Annotated in this window: 13 protein-coding genes; 10 read left to right on the forward strand and 3 right to left on the reverse strand. The window is 40.9% G+C overall.

The window, feature by feature from the left end:
* Window positions 1-87 precede the first annotated feature (87 nt).
* From I6F66_RS11155 to I6F66_RS11200, 10 genes are all read left to right on the forward strand, one after another.
* Window positions 88-2,448, forward strand: a complete 2,361-nt coding sequence (locus I6F66_RS11155; RefSeq protein WP_197209272.1) for a TonB-dependent siderophore receptor — start codon at window positions 88-90, stop codon at window positions 2,446-2,448.
* A gap of 24 nt (window positions 2,449-2,472) precedes the next feature.
* Complete coding sequence (locus tag I6F66_RS11160; protein WP_197209273.1) at window positions 2,473-4,626, forward strand: FAD-dependent oxidoreductase; 2,154 nt, start codon at window positions 2,473-2,475, stop codon at window positions 4,624-4,626.
* A gap of 2 nt (window positions 4,627-4,628) precedes the next feature.
* Entirely contained in the window at window positions 4,629-5,462 is an 834-nt protein-coding gene (locus I6F66_RS11165) for a DUF547 domain-containing protein (RefSeq protein ID WP_197209274.1), read from the forward strand.
* A complete protein-coding gene (locus I6F66_RS11170; protein WP_165740877.1) occupies window positions 5,449-6,783 on the forward strand; it encodes an ABC transporter substrate-binding protein in 1,335 nt (444 codons plus the stop codon). The genes I6F66_RS11165 and I6F66_RS11170 overlap by 14 nt, the downstream gene beginning before the upstream one ends.
* On the forward strand, window positions 6,780-8,534 hold the full coding sequence (locus tag I6F66_RS11175; RefSeq protein ID WP_165740876.1) for an ABC transporter permease: 1,755 nt from the start codon (window positions 6,780-6,782) through the stop codon (window positions 8,532-8,534). The genes I6F66_RS11170 and I6F66_RS11175 overlap by 4 nt, the downstream gene beginning before the upstream one ends.
* Before the next feature lie 56 nt (window positions 8,535-8,590).
* Window positions 8,591-9,229 (forward strand): ATP-binding cassette domain-containing protein, encoded by a 639-nt coding sequence (locus I6F66_RS11180; protein ID WP_165740875.1) that lies wholly within the window; start codon window positions 8,591-8,593, stop codon window positions 9,227-9,229.
* A gap of 44 nt (window positions 9,230-9,273) precedes the next feature.
* Window positions 9,274-9,954: a CDP-alcohol phosphatidyltransferase family protein gene (locus I6F66_RS11185; protein ID WP_165740874.1), complete on the forward strand. Its 681-nt coding sequence runs from the start codon at window positions 9,274-9,276 to the stop codon at window positions 9,952-9,954.
* The gene (locus I6F66_RS11190; protein ID WP_165740873.1) at window positions 9,947-10,738 is read left to right on the forward strand and encodes a sterol desaturase family protein; all 792 of its coding nucleotides are present in this window, start codon (window positions 9,947-9,949) and stop codon (window positions 10,736-10,738) included. The genes I6F66_RS11185 and I6F66_RS11190 overlap by 8 nt, the downstream gene beginning before the upstream one ends.
* A gap of 417 nt (window positions 10,739-11,155) precedes the next feature.
* Window positions 11,156-13,282, forward strand: coding sequence for a glycoside hydrolase family 16 protein (locus I6F66_RS11195; RefSeq protein WP_197209275.1), 2,127 nt, complete (start codon window positions 11,156-11,158; stop codon window positions 13,280-13,282).
* 78 nt (window positions 13,283-13,360) lie between these two features.
* Window positions 13,361-16,294 carry a TonB-dependent receptor gene (locus I6F66_RS11200; protein ID WP_197209276.1) on the forward strand — a complete coding sequence of 978 codons (2,934 nt, stop codon included), beginning with the start codon at window positions 13,361-13,363 and terminating at the stop codon, window positions 16,292-16,294.
* A 444-nt stretch (window positions 16,295-16,738) separates the two neighbouring features.
* Here I6F66_RS11200 and I6F66_RS11205 read toward each other — a convergent pair whose 3' ends face one another.
* The 3 genes from I6F66_RS11205 to I6F66_RS11215 form a co-directional block, all read right to left on the reverse strand.
* A complete protein-coding gene (locus I6F66_RS11205) occupies window positions 16,739-17,749 on the reverse strand; it encodes an alpha/beta fold hydrolase (RefSeq protein ID WP_166420374.1) in 1,011 nt (336 codons plus the stop codon).
* Between the two features lie 353 nt (window positions 17,750-18,102).
* Entirely contained in the window at window positions 18,103-18,327 is a 225-nt protein-coding gene (locus tag I6F66_RS11210) for a transposase (RefSeq protein ID WP_231609696.1), read from the reverse strand.
* A gap of 290 nt (window positions 18,328-18,617) precedes the next feature.
* Complete coding sequence (locus tag I6F66_RS11215) at window positions 18,618-19,130, reverse strand: DUF6624 domain-containing protein (protein WP_231609695.1); 513 nt, start codon at window positions 19,128-19,130, stop codon at window positions 18,618-18,620.
* Window positions 19,131-19,199: the final 69 nt, after the last annotated feature.

Genomic DNA, 19,199 nt, shown 5'->3' on the forward strand with positions numbered 1-19,199 from the left:
CAAAAAGAATCGAAATTTTACTGAAATTTATTTTTAATCCTTTCGGTCTTTATCGCCAACAACATTTTAACCGTAGAGAGAAAACGTTTGAAACACGCATATTTAGCACTTTCCCTAGCCACCATATTAAATACACCACTTAATGCTTTTGCAGCCGAAGAATCAAAAACAACAAAAGATGGCGCAATAGAGCGCATTGAGGTGGCAGGCCAAGTTATTAAATCTCAAGGTCTTTCGGTTAAAAACGCCACTGTAGACGGCCCGTTTGGCGACAACTTAGCCCTACAAGATATAGCCCGATCAGTAACACCAATTTCAAGCGAGTTAATAGAGCAACTCAATATTACGACTTTACAAGACGTGCTCGCAGTAAGCCCTAATACCTATTCAGCCAGTGGTTTTGGGGCACCCAGTTTACCTACTATTCGTGGGCAACTGGGTGAGCTTTTTCAAGATGGTACACGCCGTCAAGCTGGTAATAATGGCTTTGGTGTGCCGTTATCGTTCAACTCTATAGAACAGATAGATGTAGTAAAAGGCGCGCCACCAGTATTATTTGGCTCAAGCCAACGCAACGGTGGTTTTGTAAACTTACATTCTAAAAAAGCATCTACGGATGAAAGCAAAGGCAAAGCAACTGTATCTGCAGGTCGATGGGATCAATACAGTGTCTTAGTTGATTACAGTGCACCCATTGTAAAAGACAAAGTAGGTTTTAGAGTCAGCGCTGAACATATTGATAACGGCAGTTACTACGATTTTTCGGGAACTAAAAGCGACAGCTTATTTGCATCATTACGTGTATTACCCGATGACAAAAGCAGCTGGGATATTAACTTTGAGTTATACCAAGTTGAATTTACCGATAACGCCGGAATTAACCGCCCTACTCAAGCGCTAATAGATAGTGGCCTTTATATTACCGGCCAAGGCGTGCAAGCAAACGGCAGCACGGTACCAGCAGCAGGTTCAATTATTTCACCTACTGGGCAAGTAAAAATTAACCGTAGCACAGTACTTACCGATCCTGATAATCAAAACGAAGCCACCACGTATTTACTACACAGTATTTATAAGCGTGAGCTTTCTAGCAATGCATCGATTAAAAACATTACGTATTTTCAGCACCTACAACGTGAAGAAATTGCACAAAATAGCTTTGTTGAAATTATAGATGGTGCCGATACCGCGCAAAACCGTACCGAGCTCACTTACCTTTGGAATAGCGAACAGCAAACCATTTTTGCATTTGATGTGCGTTACAACCGTGTATTAGGTTACAGCCAATTTACCACCGAAGCCGACCTCCCTATTGATTTAACTGGTCCACTTTCAAATCGTCGCATTCCTTTAACAACAGAACAACAAGCGCGTTTAATTGAAATTAGTCCAGGTGTATTTGTATCTCCAGGTGGCCAGTACGATATTAATAACGATGGCAGCGGCGACTTTAACTTATCAGACACGACCGATTCACGTTCATGGCAAACAGGCTTTGCTATTCAGCAAGATTCTGATTGGACAAGTGAATTTCATACGAGTGTTGGCTATCGCATAGATTTTTATGACGTAGACGCACATGACCCAATAGCACCACAAGGTCAAATTGCAGCCAGCGATAGCATTAACGATAAGCTACATTCAGGGCAAGTAAGCTTTAACTACCGATTAAACGGTGATTACACCACTTATGGCGCAGCAAGTTATAACGAAGCCACATCAAATAGTATGGCCGGCGGTACATCTCTTGGTGGCGACAACACGATTAGCGCGCAAAACTTTTCAACCGAAAATACCTTAGTTGAATTTGGTTTAAAATACGCACCAACCGACAGTGACTGGTATGCCGATGGCGCAGTGTTTAGCCAACGACGCAGCTTACGTAATCGCGATGGGAGTAATACCGGCATTCGTACTACCGGCTTTGAAAGCCAAGTATTTTATGATGCTTACCCTTATTGGCTAAGTGCTGGCTACAGCTATATTGATGCTCGCTACGATAATTCTGCAAGTAGCCAAGATTCAGCACAAGTCGCTGATGCATTTGACAACTCACGTCCAGATATTATTGAAGGTACTAGTGTTGGCGCACCTAGCTTTACTGCTTTTGCACCTTCAAACACCCGTGTGCAGGGCATCCCTGAGCAATCGTTCAGCTTTAACGGAAATTATTCAATTAATTCGAAATGGCAAACGGGTTTTTCAGGTCTATATACAAAGAGTTACCCATTAGACTTTTTGGCGACGGTAAAAATTCGTGATCAGTACACACTAAACGTAAATACTAGCTATGCTTTTACGCCTAATACCAAGTTACGATTAGATGTGAACAACATAACGAATCAAAAAAACTGGCGCCCAGTATTTGAAGGCGGTTACTTTGGCGCAACTTTAGCTTTTCCTGAGTTGCCAATAAACGCCAAGCTTACGCTTACCCATAATTTTTAAAGACAAGTTTGAAAGAGAGAGAACATGATTAAAAAAATATTTTTATTATTGATTGCAGCGGCCGCAGTAGGCTTGTTCTTTCACTTTAATTTGCATCAATTGCTCACGCTTGATGGCTTAAAAGGGTCGATGGATCAGTTTAGCGATTACAAAGAGCAATCACCGCTACTCGTTATTGGTGGGTTCTTTTTATTGTATGTAGTGGTAACGGCTCTCTCTTTACCGGGCGCAGCTATTTTAACACTTGCAGCAGGTGCATTGTTTGGTTTAGTTGAAGGCTTATTGGTTGCATCTTTTGCATCAACTATTGGCGCAACACTTGCCTTTTTAGTATCGCGCTACTTACTACGTGACACTATTAAGCAACGCTTTCCTGAGCGCTTAGCTGCAATTGACGCAGGCGTTGAAAAAGAAGGTGGTTTTTACTTATTCACTCTTCGTTTAGTGCCTGTGTTTCCGTTCTTTTTAATTAACTTATTGATGGGTGTTACTTCAATAAAGTCGTGGACTTATTACTGGGTAAGCCAAGCAGGTATGTTAGCCGGCACATTTGTATTTGTTAATGCAGGTACACAGCTGGCGCAAATAGATAGCTTATCTGGCATTTTATCGTTCAACTTAATTTTATCATTCGCTCTATTGGGTATTTTCCCTTTCATTGCAAAAGGAATCTTAAACGTGTTTAAAAAACGTCGAGTATACAAAAATTATACTAAACCTAAAAAATTCGACCGCAACATGATTGTTATTGGTGCTGGGGCTGGTGGTTTGGTAACAAGTTATATTGCTGCTGCTGTTAAAGCAAAAGTAACTCTTATTGAAGCGGGCGAAATGGGCGGCGACTGTTTAAACTACGGTTGTGTTCCAAGTAAAGCAGTTATTAAAAGCGCTAAAATTGCAGAGCAAATTCGCCACGGCGAAAACTACGGTCTAGAAAACGCAACACCGCAGTTTTCGTTCAAAAAAGTAATGGCACGTGTACACAAAGTTATTGCAGATGTAGCACCACACGACAGTGTTGAGCGCTACACCGACTTAGGCGTAGATGTAGTAAAAGGTTACGGTAAATTAATAGACCCGTGGACTGTAGAAATTAAACTTAACGACGGTGGCACGCAAACACTCACCGCTCGTACTATTGTGATTGCCACTGGCGCACGCCCATTTGTACCGCCACTACCTGGTATTGAAGAAACAGGCTATGTAACAAGCGATACATTGTGGAATAAATTTGCAGAGCTAGATGAGGCACCTAAAAAGCTTGTAGTACTTGGTGGTGGTCCAATTGGTAGCGAATTAGCACAAAGCTTTGCACGTTTAGGTTCAAGCGTTACGCAAATTGAAATGGCAGAACGCATAATGATCAAAGAAGACCTAGAAGTGTCTACTTTTGCTCACGAAGCGTTAACCGAAAGTGGCGTTAATATTTTAACATCGCATCAGGCACTGCGCTGTGAAGCCCGCGATGGTAAAAAATTCATTATTGTTAAACATAACGACAAAGAAATCGATATTGAATACGACGAGCTATTATGTGCTGTTGGCCGAAGTGCACGCCTTAAAGGTTACGGCCTTGAAGAGCTTGGCATAGAAACAAACCGTACTGTTGTAACTAACGAATACCTTGAAACGCTATACCCAAATATTTTTGCAGCAGGCGATATTGTAGGTCCATACCAGTTTACACATGTGGCAGCCCATCAAGGTTGGTACGCAGCGGTAAATGGCTTATTTGGTCACCTTAAAAAGTTTAAAGTAGATTACCGTGTTATTCCGTGGACTACGTTTATTGACCCAGAAGTTGCACGTGTTGGCTTAAACGAGCAAGATGCAAAAGACAAAGGCATAGACTTTGAGATTACTCGCTTTGAATTTGAAGAGCTAGACCGTGCAATTACCGACAGCGCTACAAAAGGCTTTATTAAAGTAATTACACCCAAAGGCAAAGACAAAATACTCGGTGTTACTGTGGTCTCTGAGCACGCTGGCGACTTAATAGCTGAGTTTGTACTGGCAATGAAACACGGTTTAGGTCTTAACAAAATACTCGGTACTATTCATAGTTACCCTACATGGGCTGAAGGTAACAAATACGCAGCAGGTGAGTGGAAACGCGCTCATGCACCTGAAAAAGTGCTTAACTTGCTTGAAAAATACCACACTTGGCGTCGAGGTTAATTATGCTTAAAACACCTCTAAAAGCATTACTACTTGGCTCGGCTTTAGTTGCAACATCGTTTGCAACTTCATTTTCAGCCCAAGCCCAGAGCATGCACGATAGCTGGAATACATTGTTAAATAAGCACGTTATCGAAATTAACCAAGGTCACAGTACTGAGGTTGATTACGCTGCCATAAAACGTGAGCATGCACAGCTAAAAACGTATTTAGATTCGTTAACGGCTGTAACACAAAGCGAATTTGACGCATGGGAAAAGCCTAAGCAACTCGCTTTTTTAATCAATGCTTATAATGCGTGGACTGTTGAGCTTATCGTCTCAAACCTTGCCAGTAAAGAGCACCCTGATCTTAAATCAATTAAAGACTTAGGGAGCTTTTTTAGCTCACCTTGGAGTAAAGAGTTTGTGCCATTACTTGGCAAAACTCGCAGCCTTGATGATATAGAACATGGTTTAATACGTGGCAGCGGTAAATACAACGACCCACGCATTCACTTTGCAGTAAATTGCGCGAGTATTGGTTGCCCAGCGCTTCGAGAAGAAGCGTATACAGCCACTGATTTAGAAAGCCAATTGCAAGAGCAAACAGTGCGCTTTTTATCAGATATGACACGTAATATGGCTCAAGAAAATACGCTAAGCGTGTCTTCAATATTTAAATGGTACGGCGATGACTTTGAAAAAGGTTTTAGAGGTACAAATACGCTACAGCAGTTTTTCTTGCAATACAGCGATGCTCTTAAACTGATACCCGCTCAGCAAAAAGCACTTAAAAATGATGACATGAAAGTTGAATTTTTAGACTACAACTGGGATTTAAATGTTCGCCATTAAGTTTTGGCAAACACTGACGCGATACAGCTTTTGCTGTGTCGCGTTTTGCGTTTGTACAATCGCAAATTTAGCTGTTTTTTCGAGCACTGCGTTTGCTAATACCGTTATTAACTCAAATAGTAAAAGTAATTTAGTAATAAACACACAACAGGGATCTCGCTGGCAACAAGTTCAAACACTTGGTAGCAATCAATATGTATACTTTTATGCATGGGGCGGCGACGCGCAAATAAATGCCTATATTCAATGGGCTGCAAAACAAGTTAAAACTAAGTACAACATAAACTTAGTACATGTAAAATTAAGTGACACCAGCGAAGCAGTAAGCCGTGTACTTGCCGAAAAATCAGCAAACAATAACAACCAAGGCAGCGTAGATTTAATGTGGATCAACGGGGCTAACTTTGCCACCATGAGCGAGCACTCTCTTCTTTTAAAAGAATGGGCGAATAAATTACCTAACTTTGCATTAACTGATCCGGCTAACAACCCTGCTGTAAACTTTGATTTTGGACTACCCACCAATGGAATGGAAGCGCCATGGGGGCAAGCGTCACTTACGTTTTATTACGACAGCATTGCAATAAATGGTAATGCAAACAACAAATTGCCGACTACATTAAACGAATTATTAAACTGGAGCGCGCAAAATCCTGGTCGCTTTAGTTACCCAAAGCCGCCTGACTTTTTAGGCATGAGCTTTTTAAAGTACGCCTTAGTTGTACTGCATCAGCAAAGCAGCGAAAACATTAAAGCGCAGCTAAACCAACCAGCTACTACTAAAAACACGGCGCAAGTGTTAACCCCTTTGTGGGAGTTTTTAAATAAACTACACCCAACTCTTTGGCGCGGCGGCACTCATTTTATGCAAAGTGGTGCGCAAATGCGCCGCCTAGTAGACGATACAGAGCTCAGCTTAGCCTTTACTTTTTCTGCACCAGAAGTACCGGCAGCTGTAAAACGGTTTGATTTACCAAACAGCATTCGCAGCTATGCAATGAGTGATGGCAGTTTAAGTAATACCCATTTTGTGGCAATCCCTTACAATGCAACCCACCAGCAAAGTGCGCAATTAGTGGCTAATTTTTTAATGAGCCCAGAGGCGCAAGCTGAAAAACAAAAAGCGCATATATGGGGCGATAAAAGCGTACTTATTCAATCAACGCTAACGCCTGATCAGCAAGCCTTATTTAAAACAGCTAAACCGCATCCAAGTGCACTGCCTTTAAACAGTATTAAACGCACATTGAGCGAACCTCATCCAAGCTGGGTAAACGCCATTATGCAAGGTTGGCAAACCCGTTATGGAGTAAGCCAATGAGCGTTATTTCAAAAAGTGTACCAGTAAATACCAAAGCAACAACGCAGTGCAGCACCGATATGTTTACGCGCATTGTAAAATTTAGCCCGCGATTTTTACTCGCTTTACTTATACTACCCGTACTTGGTGGCTTAATTAGCGTATTGCTGCCTGCCTTTGGTTATGCGCCCGTACTTGAGCAAACAACGTTTAGCTTGCAAGGTTTTAATGCCCTTTGGCAAACACCGGGCCTTACCCAAATGGTTACCCTAAGCGTTGCAACAGGCTTAATAAGTACACTACTTGCGTTTATCATTACCTTAATGATTTTAGCTGCGTTTTTTAATAGCCCTTGGCTTAATCGAATTCAGCGTTTATTGAGCCCTATATTAGTGATACCTCATGCCGCAGCGGCTATTGCAGTAGGGTTTTTAATTGCCCCTTCAGGTATGATTTCACGCTTAGCGTCGCCTTGGTTGAGCGGCTGGGAACTTGCGCCAAACGGCATGTTTCCGCATGATTCGTTCGGTATTAGTATAATTTTGGGCTTAACACTCAAAGAGCTGCCTTTTTTACTATTAATGGCACTGGGTGTACTTGCCCAACCTGAGCTTGGCAAAAAGTTACGCCAGCAACACAAGGTTGCGCTTAACTTGGGTTATTGCCCAATGACCGCCTTTTTTAAAGTAATACTGCCCAGTCTTTATCCGCTACTGCGTTTACCGCTTTTAGCCGTATTGGCTTATGCCAGTGCCAGTGTAGAAATGCCACTTATTTTAGGCCCAAATACACCGCCAACACTCGCTGTAGCTATCATGCATTGGTTTAACGATGTTGATTTAAACCTGCGAATTAAAGCCTCAGCAGGTGCTTTATTACAACTGGCTGTTACAGGCGGGTTGTTAGCGCTTTGGCTTGGCGCAGAAAAGGCTGTAAAAGTGTTATTTGGTGACTCTCTTACTAACGGAGTGCGTGAATACGGAGGATTTTATTGGCAAAAAATAACGGTAGTACTCACCGCATTAGTAATTAGCTTTATACTGTTGTCACTTATTGGTTTAGTTATGTGGTCGGTTGCCGGCTTTTGGCGCTTTCCAGATGCAATGCCTGAACAATTTACGCTACTGCATTTTAAAAGTGCGCTAATGCAAATGAGCAGCCCACTTTTTAATACGCTAGCAATTGGTTTAGTAACCACACTATTTGCCATTATCCTTACTTTATTGTGCTTAGAATCAGAGCAATTAAGTGACAAGCCTATTTCTCGCTTTACCAGTTTAATTATTTACTTACCGTTATTAGTACCCAGTATTGCCTTTTTGTTTGGGCTAGTATGGATACAACAACTAGTGAATAACCAAGCCGCATTTTTTAATGTAGTACTTACTCATTTACTGTTTGTGTTGCCTTATGTGTTTTTGTCACTTGCGAGCAGCTATAGGCGCTTAGATCCTCGTTTTTCTCATGTTGCAGCAAGCCTAGGTGCAGCGCCATGCAAGGTGTTTTTTAAAGTAAAACTACCTCAGTTGTTTGCTCCTATTTTAATTGCAGCCGCACTGGGCTTAGCCATTAGTTTTGGGCAATACCTACCCACGCTTTTAGCTGGCGGCGGGCGAATAGCCACAATAACAACCGAAGCCGTTACGCTTGCCAATGGCGCAAGCAGACGCACCAGTGCCGTGTACGCTATTATGCAAATGGCGTTGCCACTTATTGGATTTATATTGGCATGGGGTTTACCTAAATACTTTTTCAAAAGCGCACGTATTTAAAAGTGCGCAAATTTAAAGCACCCATGTTTAACATTATCAGGGTTAAGGTTTTTTTAATGCAGTCATCATTACAGATTAAAAATTGTCAGCTTTATCGCCAAAATGAGTTGCTACTTAGCTTAAATGAGCAAGTTAATGGCGGTGAAATTCTAACTATTATGGGCCCTTCAGGCAGTGGTAAATCAAGCTTATTAAATTGGCTTACAGGTACTTTACCAAGTAGCTTTAAGGCCAATGGTGAAGTATGGCTTAACGGTCAAAATATCGATAACACCCCTCCACACTTGCGCCATATTGGAGTGCTTTATCAAGACGCTTTATTGTTTTCGCATTTAACGGTTGCTGGTAACATTGCCTTTGCAATGCCCAAAGGTAATAAAAAACAACGCCTTGAAAAAATAGAACACGCACTTGAGCAAGTAGGTCTTAAAGACATGGGCAATCGCCATCCCGATAACCTCTCTGGCGGACAACAAGCCCGTGTTGCATTATTACGTATGCTGCTGAGCGAACCTAAAGCCATTTTACTCGACGAACCCTTTAGCAAACTCGACACACAACTGCGTGTTGATACACGCGAGCTCGTGTTTAGCCAAATACGGGATCACAAACTACCCGCAATAATGGTAACCCACGACCACAGCGACGCAGAAGCTGCAAATGGCACACTCATTACTCTAAGTAGCGCACTTTAATACATGATTTTAATACATAGCTTTAAACGCATAAGGCACCAAACATGTTAGACAAATATATTACCCCTGTAATAAAGCCGCTGTTAACACCGGTTGTAGCATTAATGCACAAGCGCGGTATAACGCCCGACCAGCTTACCGTAGTTGGCTTTTTAGTTGGATTATTAGCGGTGCCATTACTGGCGTTTGAAATGTGGTACGGCGCATTAGTGGCCATTGCTTTAAATCGAATTTTAGATGGGCTTGATGGCGCATTAGCACGCTATGCAAACCAAAGTTCAAGCGCAGGTGGTTTTTTAGACATTACGCTCGACTTTTTATTTTACGCGGCTATTCCACTTGGGTTTATTTTGGCAAATCCTGAACAAAATGCGATTGCAGGCGCTATATTGCTTGCCACATTTATTGGCACGGGTTCAAGCTTTTTGGCATTTGCGATTGCAGCCGAAAAATTTAAACTCGAAAAACCGCAATTTAAATACAAAAGCTTTTATTACTTAAACGGCTTAACAGAAGGTACTGAAACAATAGCGCTATTTATTGCATTTTGTATTTGGCCGCAGCATTTTGCCATTATGGCGAGTATTTTTGCTATTGCGTGTGGCATAACCATTTTTACCCGTATACATGGTGGTTATCATACACTTAAGCAACAAGAAGCTGGTGCTAACAAAGCAACTGAAGATACCCTTAGCAGTGCAAATTCTGAGGTAATAAATGACTAACGAAATATGGTGGCGCTTAGGCTGCTTTTTTAGCATTTTAGTTATTATGATGCTGCTTGAATCGCGTATGCCTGCGCGTACATCTCCCATTAAAAGCAGCACTCGTTGGTTTGCTAATTTTGGATTAGTGTTTGCATCATCCGTTATTGCGCGCTTAGTGGTCCCTATTGGGTTAACTGCCGTGGCACTTTATAATCAAGAACACGGCATAGGCTTATTTAACCAAATCGCCATGCCAAGCGTAATAACTATTGTTTTAAGCATGCTATTACTCGATATACTCATTTACTGGCAACATAGGTTATTTCATAACGTACCTATTTTATGGCGTTTGCACCGTGTACACCACGCCGATGCACACGTAGACACCAGTACAGGCCTGCGCTTTCATCCTATCGAAATTATACTTAGCATACTTATAAAGCTCATTGCAGTTACTGCCTTAGGTGTACCTGCTATTGCAGTATTAATATTTGAAATAGCACTTAATGGTTTAGCATTATTTAACCATGCAAATATACGCCTACCCAATGCAATAGAAAAACCACTGCGTTTAATATTAATGACGCAAATATTGCATCGTATTCACCACAGCCAAGTAGTTAGTGAAACTAACTCAAACTATGGTTTTAGTGTAATTTGGTGGGATAAATTATTTGGTAGCTACAAAGATAAAGCAAAAAAAACCGACGCAGATATAAATATTGGCTTAAAAGAATACCCAAGCCAAAAGCAAAATGCCTCATTGTGGGGTTTATTGATTATGCCATTTAAAAATAAGTAAAAAAGCTATATTTCATCTTATACAATACCAATCTACTTAAAAGTGCTTTTATGCAGATTGGTATAAATAAAATACTCCATAAATACTATAAATGTACCCATCACTAATCTTTTAATTGTTAAGTCCTTTTCTGCTTTTAATGTAAAAAACATTTTAACTTCGCTTTCATTAAAAACATAAATAATATAACCCTATATTTTAAATGACAATTTTTACATAAAAACAAAGTGGCAGCTGGTCTTACCGTAAACTAAATGTAAATAAAATAAACAAATATGTTGACCATTTGCGTGCTCCACAATATCATTTGTAAGCGCTTACAAAACACAATTCAAAATGTAAGCGCTTACAGCATGAAAAAGCAAAGCTCAAAAAACAATTAATCTGACAATAATCTGTTGAAACCGGGGTTCAGTTATGAACATTGAAACAACGCACATTACACGTTTACTTGCCGCTATCTCTTTAGTTACGTTAGCTGGCTGTGGTGGCGACTCTGCCACTAAATCAAATTTTGAAAATGTAGATGCCTCTGAGCCAGTATCAGATTGGCAAATGGTTTGGAGCGACGAGTTTGAAGGCTCAGCCATTGATACAAACAAATGGAACTATGAATTAAACTGCAATGGCGGTGGTAACAACGAGAAACAGTGTTACACCGACAGCGAGCAAAATGCATTTATTGCAGACGGTGTGTTAAACATTGTTGCCCTACCCGCTGAAGAAGGTGCAGAAAAACCTTATACTTCAGCACGCTTAAATACGCGTTACAACGCTGACTTTACGTATGGTCGCTTTGAAGTGCGCGCCAAACTTCCATCAGGACAAGGTAGCTGGCCAGCATTTTGGATGCTGCCAACAGATGAAGTTTATGGCACTTGGCCTCGTTCTGGCGAAATAGATGTTTTAGAATCAGTAAATCTTAAAACACCGGATGAAGACGGTGGAATAGAGTCAAGCATCCACGGCACACTTCATTACGGACGCGCGTGGCCAGATAACAGTTCTACTGGCAAAGAATACAAATTCCCTGAAGATACTAATCCAGCAGATGATTTCCACACGTATGCTGTTGAATGGCAAGAAGGTGAAATTCGCTGGTACGTAGATGGCTACCTTTATGCAACCCAGCGTCAATCTGAGGTTTTATATAATTCCAAAAATGAGCCTGCGGGCTTAAAACATCGTGGCTGGTTTGCAGAATACTTTGAACAAGGTTCTGGCGAACTTACAACGCATTGGGATAGTGCACCATTTGATAAAGACTTTCACTTATTGCTAAATCTTGCCGTAGGCGGCGACTGGCCTGAAAACGTAAATGATTTAGGTATCGATGCTAGTGCATTTGAAAACGGCCAAACCTTTGCTATTGATTATGTACGTGTTTATCAATGTGCATCAAACCCTGAAACAGGCAAAGGCTGTGAAACCGTTCGCCCAGGTTACGATAGCTTAGACGATGCCTTGCTTGAGGGTGATGCACCCGTTCCTATAGCTGGAGGAGTTACTCCATTAACCATATTTGGTGATTCTTTTAATATTAATTGGCCTGCGTGGGATTGTTGCGGAGGCTCAACTCCTGCAATAGTTGTTGATGAACAGCAAGGTAATACTGTTGAATTTAGTGTTGGAGAAAACCCAACAGTAAACGGGTTTATTTCAAGGGCGGCAAACATCACCGATGAAGCTGGTGTAGCCTCCCCTTTTGATGCAACCCCCCTGTTAGCACAAGGGTATTTTCAGTTTAAAATGAAAGTAACTAGCGCACCTGCTGATGCAAACTCTACATGGGTTATTAAGCTTGAAAGCGCAGGTGACGCCCCGACTGCGGCTGAACTACCTATTACTCGAAGCGTTGAAGGTATTGCGCCTGTTGTTGGTCAATGGCAAACATACACATTTAAATTAACCGATCTTGTTGCTGCAAACTTAGATATTAGTGCTATTGATGTAGTTATGATTTTCCCTACTTGGGGCACTGGTAATGGCGCTGTTTATAGAGTTAATGATGTAAAAATCACGCAAGATTTCCCTAAGCTTGATGTGTTCTCTGATACCCAAAATCTTGATTGGCCTATGTGGGACTGCTGTAGCGGGTCTACACCCGTGGAAGTAATGGATGATGAACAACATGGTATAACAGCAGAGTTTACAATAAATGATACGCCTACCGTAATGGGCTTTAATAGCCGCACATCCGTTGGTGGAAGTGGTGAGGCATTTGATGCAAGCGCTATCATAACGGTTGGTCAAATTACATTCGATATGAAAGTAACAAGTATGCCAAGCACACCCGATGCTCCATGGTTTTTCAAAGTTGAGTCAAACGAAGGTGATTCTGCTGTAGAGCTTGCACTTACTGAAAGTGTTGAAGGCATTGCCCCTATTTTAAACGAATGGCAAACATATACTTATACGCTTTCTGATTTATCAGCTGCCGGTTTAGATGTAAGTGCAATAGATGTATTAATGATTTTTCCTAATTGGGGCCAAGGGGCTGGCGCAACATATCGTGTTGATAATGTGACAGTTTCAAACCCATAATTAAGATTTCACTGACAAATTCTAGGTGCTTACGCTGCACCTTCTCTCTTGAACAACATTTTATAAAGCAGAGCTATTATGAACACATTCAATTTTAAAAAGAGCCAACTTGCGGCTTCTGTGTCTCTCATCATTGCTGCGAGCACATTAAACACAGCTATTGCGGCAGAAGCTGAAACAAGCGTTTCATCTGATGTAGAAGTTATTGAAGTAAAAGGTATTCGTGGTTCACTTATTCGTTCTATGGATATGAAACGCGACTCTTCTGGCATTGTAGATGCCATTTCATCTGAAGAAATGGGTAAATTCCCAGATACCAACTTAGCAGAATCATTACAACGTATTACCGGTGTATCGGTTAGTCGTGCAAACGGTGAAGGTAGCCAAATTACAGTACGTGGTTTTGGTCCTGAGTTTAACTTAATTACCTTAAATGGTCGCCAAATGCCCGGCACAGGTTATACACGTTCGTATAACCTTGAAAACATTGCCTCTGAAGGTGTAAGTGCCCTTGAAGTATTTAAAACAGCACGTGCAGACGTGCCAAGCGGTGGCTTAGGTGCAACAGTTAATATTTCTACTGCGCGCCCTTTTCAAAAGCCGGGTCAAAACTTTTCAGCAACCGTTAAAGCAAATCACGACTCGTCAAACGAAGCTGGCGATAACGTAACGCCAGAGTTTTCTACTGTTTACAGCAATACCTTTGTAGATGACACTTTTGGCTTTGGTTTTTCATTTTCGCACCAAGAGCGTGACTTTCAAAAACAAAGTGCCAATATTCAAGGCTGGCAGGCCAATGTAGACCTACCTGATCTAGATAGCAGCAACGAGGTTGATAACCGCACAGACCCTTCAGGCAATTACTATTTCCCTAAAGACATGAACTACGCTATTGAAGACGTAGAACGTGAACGTACAAACGGACAAGTTACTTTTCAGTTTGCACCGGTAGATGGCTTTGTAGCCACGCTGGATTATACAGCAAGTAAAGCAGTTACAGGTTCTGAGAGTATCGGTTGGGGTATTTGGAACGACTTTGGTAGCAATATTAACGGCTACGAGCTTGATGAAAATGGCACAGCTGTTTACGCCGATATTAGCGGTAACGATGCATCATTCACAGCTACTAAAGGCACTACAGAAGTAAAAGCGCGCTCACTTGGTTTAAATCTAGATTGGGAAATTAACGATACGTGGCACGTAGAGCTTGATTACCACGACTCTAAAAATGAGACTGACAACGGCGCCGATGACGGGCTAGGCAGTATCGGCCAAGTGATTTTGGGCTCAGACCAGCTTGCTAATAAAATTTACGATTACCGCACAGGCGATATTCCAAGTGCTCAAGTTAACTGGTTAAATGGCACAAGCGAACTAACACCGGGCGAAATTGACTCAAACTTTAGTCAGTTTACCCACTCGCCAGGTGAATCAAACATTGAACAGTTACAACTACATACTACGTGGTATAACGAAAGTTATGACATTGGTTTAGTTAAAGTTAAATTTGGCGCATCACGTACTGAGCAAAACACCGGTGGTTACACTGCGTGGAGTGGTTTAGTCGGTGGTCCAGGCTTTAACCCATCGTACACAGAAATATTCCCAGATAGTATGTTTACCCGCAACAACACATCAGGGTTATTAGATCAGTTTGATGGCGGCGGCAGCAACTTACAACCTGGTTACTACTATACCTACGATTTTGACGAAGCCGTAGCGCGCCAAATTGCTTATTTAACGGCTGATGTAACCGGTGGCGATGCATACGCCGCCAATGCCTATATGGATGGTATTGACAGCGAAAGCTACGTAGAAGAAATCACTAATAGCTTTTATGTTCAATCAAGCTGGGAATTTGACGTAAGTAACTACTACGTAAAAGTAAATGCAGGCCTACGCTATGAGCAAACAGACGTAACCAGTACTGTACGTCAACGCGTTGAAGATCAAGTTAATTGGATCAGCGCTTCAGAGTGGATCATGCAATACGCTGCTGGCGGCGATGATAACTTCTTAGAGCAACAAGGTGATTACGATGTTTTACTGCCTTCAATCGACGTAAGTGTTGATTTAACTGAAGACGTAGTAGCCCGCGTATCTTGGGGTAAAACAATGTCGCGTGCACCACTAGGTAATTTAGCCGGTGGCCGTAGTTTAACAGGCAGCCCAAAACCAGGTTCTCGTACAGGTAGCCAAGGTAATACAAACTTATTGCCATTTGAATCAACAAACCTTGATTTATCACTTGAGTATTACTACGCAGAAGGCAGTTACGCGTCTGTTGGTTACTTTAAAAAAGATGTTGATAACTTTATTCAAACCACCATTACGCAAACCACTATTGATGGCTTGTACGATATTTTAAACGGCCCTCGTTACTTACAAGCCGTAAGCGATATTGAATCACGTGGCGAGCAAGCAACAACCGACGCTATTTTTGCACAAATGATTGCCAGCGGTTACGGCAATGCAAATGGCGTTATTGAACCAAACAGCGACGATCCGCTAATAACATGGAATATTAGCCAACCACAAAACACCGACAGTAAATCGGTAGATGGTTTTGAAGTAGCTGTTCAGCACTTAATTGGTGAAACCGGTTTTGGTATTGGTGTTAACGCAACATTTGTAGATGGCGACGTTGAATTTGATAGCGAAAGCCTTGATCAACAAGCACCACTTACAGGCTTAAGTGACTCAGCTAACTTCCAAGGCTTTTACGAAAAAGACGGCCTATCAGTTAAAATTACTTACGCATGGCGCGACGCGTACTTAATTGGTGTAGGCCAAGCGCAAGGTTCAGCTGATGCGCCTCCGCAATATGCTAAAGCCTATGGCCAATGGGATATGAGCGTTAACTACGATGTAAACGAAAACGTAACGGTATTTTTTGATGGCATAAACTTAAACAATGCAACCGAAGAAGGTTACGGACGTTACGAAGAGCAGTTCTTATTTGCTAATCAATACGGTCCTCGTTACTCAATTGGTGCTCGTTACACGTTCTAAAGCATCCCTTAGTTAGAATAGTTAAGCCGCTCGTTACAACGAGCGGCTTTTTTTATAACGCTTTTATTTGCTCAAGGAACACATTAGTTGTCCTATCAACAAAAACCTTGTTAGGAATAATTACTTTATCTATTCCTATTAAAACGTTGCAATGGCTGGTTTAAGTATTCACCTTTCATTAAATTACCCTAACTCATTGAGATGGTCGCAAACGATGAGAAATTCGAGGAAATAAAAAAGGCGTAATTTGCACTTCTAAAAGAACCTTTAAAATAGCTGAGAAAAGTATTAACACTAAAAATTACAATTTAGTTGTTCCGTACAACCTGCACCCAAATACAAACTGCGAAAAGCTAAGTGTCTTACTTTATTTGCTTCAATAGTTAACGTGATATCCGTGGGGATTTGAGTAAAAATTTTATGCTTACGTAAACTCACCAAAAATTAAAGAGATAAAAAATCCAATACTGCACGATTTACTTGCTCAGCTTGATCGACTGTTAAAAAATGTCCCGCATCTTGAACCTGTATAGTTTGAACTTTTTTCAGCATTTTATTTGCCCTCTCAAGACTATCTTGATTGTTCATTATGTCATTATCACCAATCATAACTAGTGTAGGCTGAGTAATTTGTTGGAGCTGCTGATCTGAAAATGGTCGCATTTCGGTAATTAAACCTGGTACAGGATTATCATCAAGTGCTGCCACATATTGATCCAAGTAAATAGAGTTAATCAAGTGCACTTTGGTAGACAAAGTTTTTAAGCTCTCTTGAACCTCATCGCGTACAGGGTTTAACGTAAACAAAATACTCGACAATAAGTCACCGCTTAGCTCAATCCAACCGAACGTTTGCGCAGGGCTAAGCAACACCAAAGCTTGAATGCGCGACATTTCATTATTTGATTCTGCTAGTGCAATAGCAGTCGCCTGCCAACCTCCCCGCGAGGCACCAACTAGATTTATCGAGTCCAATTGCAATAGATCAAATAATTCTTGATACCAACTTACCACTTGAGTCATTCCTGAAATATCGGTATCAGCAAGTGAGCCTCCAGAACCAAGTAAATCGTCAATGGCATAAACCCGATAGTGTTCGGCTAATGCCGCTATATTAGGGTACCACATAGCTGAGTTCGCTTGCATACCATGCAATAGAACAACAGCCTCAGCATCTTCTGGCCCTGCTACAATAACCCGAGCCTGACCAAGTGAGGTAGGAATACTAAGCTCGCGATAAGCTACAGGCCACAAACTTAAAGCACGACGATAAAGCTGCTCATTAGATAATGTTTTAGCCGATAGCTTTTGTAACTTAACGTTCTCTATATGACGTTCAGGTATCAAATAAGCCTGTTGCTCAGGTGCCACTGTTACTTTATCGTCAAACCAATCGCACCCAACCAGTAATGTCAGAGTGGTAAGTATCGCAAACGTGCCTTTCCAGATTTTCATCTACATTCCTGTATATAAGATGCATTAGTATTTTTAGTATGAGGGAGAGTTTGGCCCTGCCTATTTACTTGTATTAAAATCATAATTCGTTATGTTACTTTTAATGTCTCAATCCTATCTAAAAATTAGCCTCGACTCGATTGTTTAGTGGTTTTCTAAGCTAAACATCCATCTTAATTTAAAAAATAAGATAATACTTCTAAATTTGTTTTTTAGCCTGGGTATTTGTCTTTTATTGCTTGGTTGCTCTCATCTAATCAATTAAATATGCCATTGTTGCTATTAAACCTGAATTACACGCATGAAAATAACTGCAGTGATGCAGGCTTGGTGCTTATTAATAATTTCAAATGTTATGCGAGTAAATTTTTACAATTACTCACATTAGTTCGCCAATGTGTAATTCGGCGGCTACTAATCACACCATGCGCATAACCCAGTAAAATAATCTTTAGCATTACCGAAGGCGGATACGCAGCAGCGCCCGTTTTGTCGTTGTTATACCACGCGTCAAATCCTGACAAGTCGATTTTATTTTCGACAATATAACAAAGGGCATATTCAAATGTGCCTGGCATAATTTGCTCAGCGAAATTGATAGGAATGAATTTATTTTGACAGGATAAGTCAGGCTTAACTTCTCACCCAAAGAAAGTGCCATAACGGTTTACCATAGGTGAATAATATCTATTAGATCACAGCGAATAGATGGATTAAAGGTTAAAAAACAATCAAGCAAATATAGTAAGATACGTTCCTAAAAAGAGTAATTCTACAGCCTCAACGCCCTGTTTACAGGCAATAAAATAGTTGGTTAAAATTAGCGAGCCAACTGTTTTTTGTCCTTGTTTAACAGCTTATATGGGCATTAATTCAAGTCTATTTCAGGATGTTCTTTAATCCCGTACATTTTTTCCATTATTTTTAAATAAAAATCTAAAGGGAGCATCTTCATCTCTTCACGACGTTTATCTACATTAGTCTCATCTTCTATAGGGCTAAACACAACTTTACCTTCAGTCACGTTAGCTTGAGTACCATAGATTTGTTTCTTTCCTTGTGCAATAAGAACTCTATCAGTTAAAAGGGCAACTTGTTGTCCGCTAACACCTTCGCCATTCAAATATGATTGTTTTAAATAAGGAAGCATTTTTTCTTTAAATGCAACATCAGGTGAATGCTGGATGACTAAAAATGCGGCACCAACTCCCTCAACCCCGACTAAATCCTTTGTAACCCATGAATGCTTTTTGATGATAGTTTTAAGTCTTACTGTATTACTATTATCTATTTTTATCATTTTTTCTAGGAGTTCTTTAGGTGGGTTTTGCCACCCTATCTCACCTATTTTGTTTCGAATATGTTGATCTTCGACCTCCATTTCAATTAGTTCTTTTGCAGAGGAAGGTTAACTTCAGCAAAAGAATAAAAAGGTATTATCAACAGTAAT

The sequence above is a fragment of the Pseudoalteromonas sp. NZS100_1 genome (assembly GCF_015864285.1).
GTDB lineage: Bacteria > Pseudomonadota > Gammaproteobacteria > Enterobacterales > Alteromonadaceae > Pseudoalteromonas > Pseudoalteromonas arctica.

Bases quoted from the DNA above. Each gene is read 5' to 3' on its own strand.
- I6F66_RS11170 (WP_165740877.1), top strand. From the start codon at position 5,449: ATGTTCGCCATTAAGTTTTGGCAAACACTGACGCGATACAGCTTTTGC.
- I6F66_RS11175 (WP_165740876.1), top strand. From the start codon at position 6,780: ATGAGCGTTATTTCAAAAAGTGTACCAGTAAATACCAAAGCAACAACG.
- I6F66_RS11185 (WP_165740874.1), top strand. From the start codon at position 9,274: ATGTTAGACAAATATATTACCCCTGTAATAAAGCCGCTGTTAACACCG.
- I6F66_RS11165 (WP_197209274.1), top strand. From the start codon at position 4,629: ATGCTTAAAACACCTCTAAAAGCATTACTACTTGGCTCGGCTTTAGTT.
- I6F66_RS11195 (WP_197209275.1), top strand. From the start codon at position 11,156: ATGAACATTGAAACAACGCACATTACACGTTTACTTGCCGCTATCTCT.
- I6F66_RS11190 (WP_165740873.1), top strand. From the start codon at position 9,947: ATGACTAACGAAATATGGTGGCGCTTAGGCTGCTTTTTTAGCATTTTA.
- I6F66_RS11205 (WP_166420374.1), bottom strand. From the start codon at position 17,749: ATGAAAATCTGGAAAGGCACGTTTGCGATACTTACCACTCTGACATTA.
- I6F66_RS11215 (WP_231609695.1), bottom strand. From the start codon at position 19,130: ATGGAGGTCGAAGATCAACATATTCGAAACAAAATAGGTGAGATAGGG.
- I6F66_RS11210 (WP_231609696.1), bottom strand. From the start codon at position 18,327: ATGCCAGGCACATTTGAATATGCCCTTTGTTATATTGTCGAAAATAAA.
- I6F66_RS11160 (WP_197209273.1), top strand. From the start codon at position 2,473: ATGATTAAAAAAATATTTTTATTATTGATTGCAGCGGCCGCAGTAGGC.
- I6F66_RS11200 (WP_197209276.1), top strand. From the start codon at position 13,361: ATGAACACATTCAATTTTAAAAAGAGCCAACTTGCGGCTTCTGTGTCT.
- I6F66_RS11180 (WP_165740875.1), top strand. From the start codon at position 8,591: ATGCAGTCATCATTACAGATTAAAAATTGTCAGCTTTATCGCCAAAAT.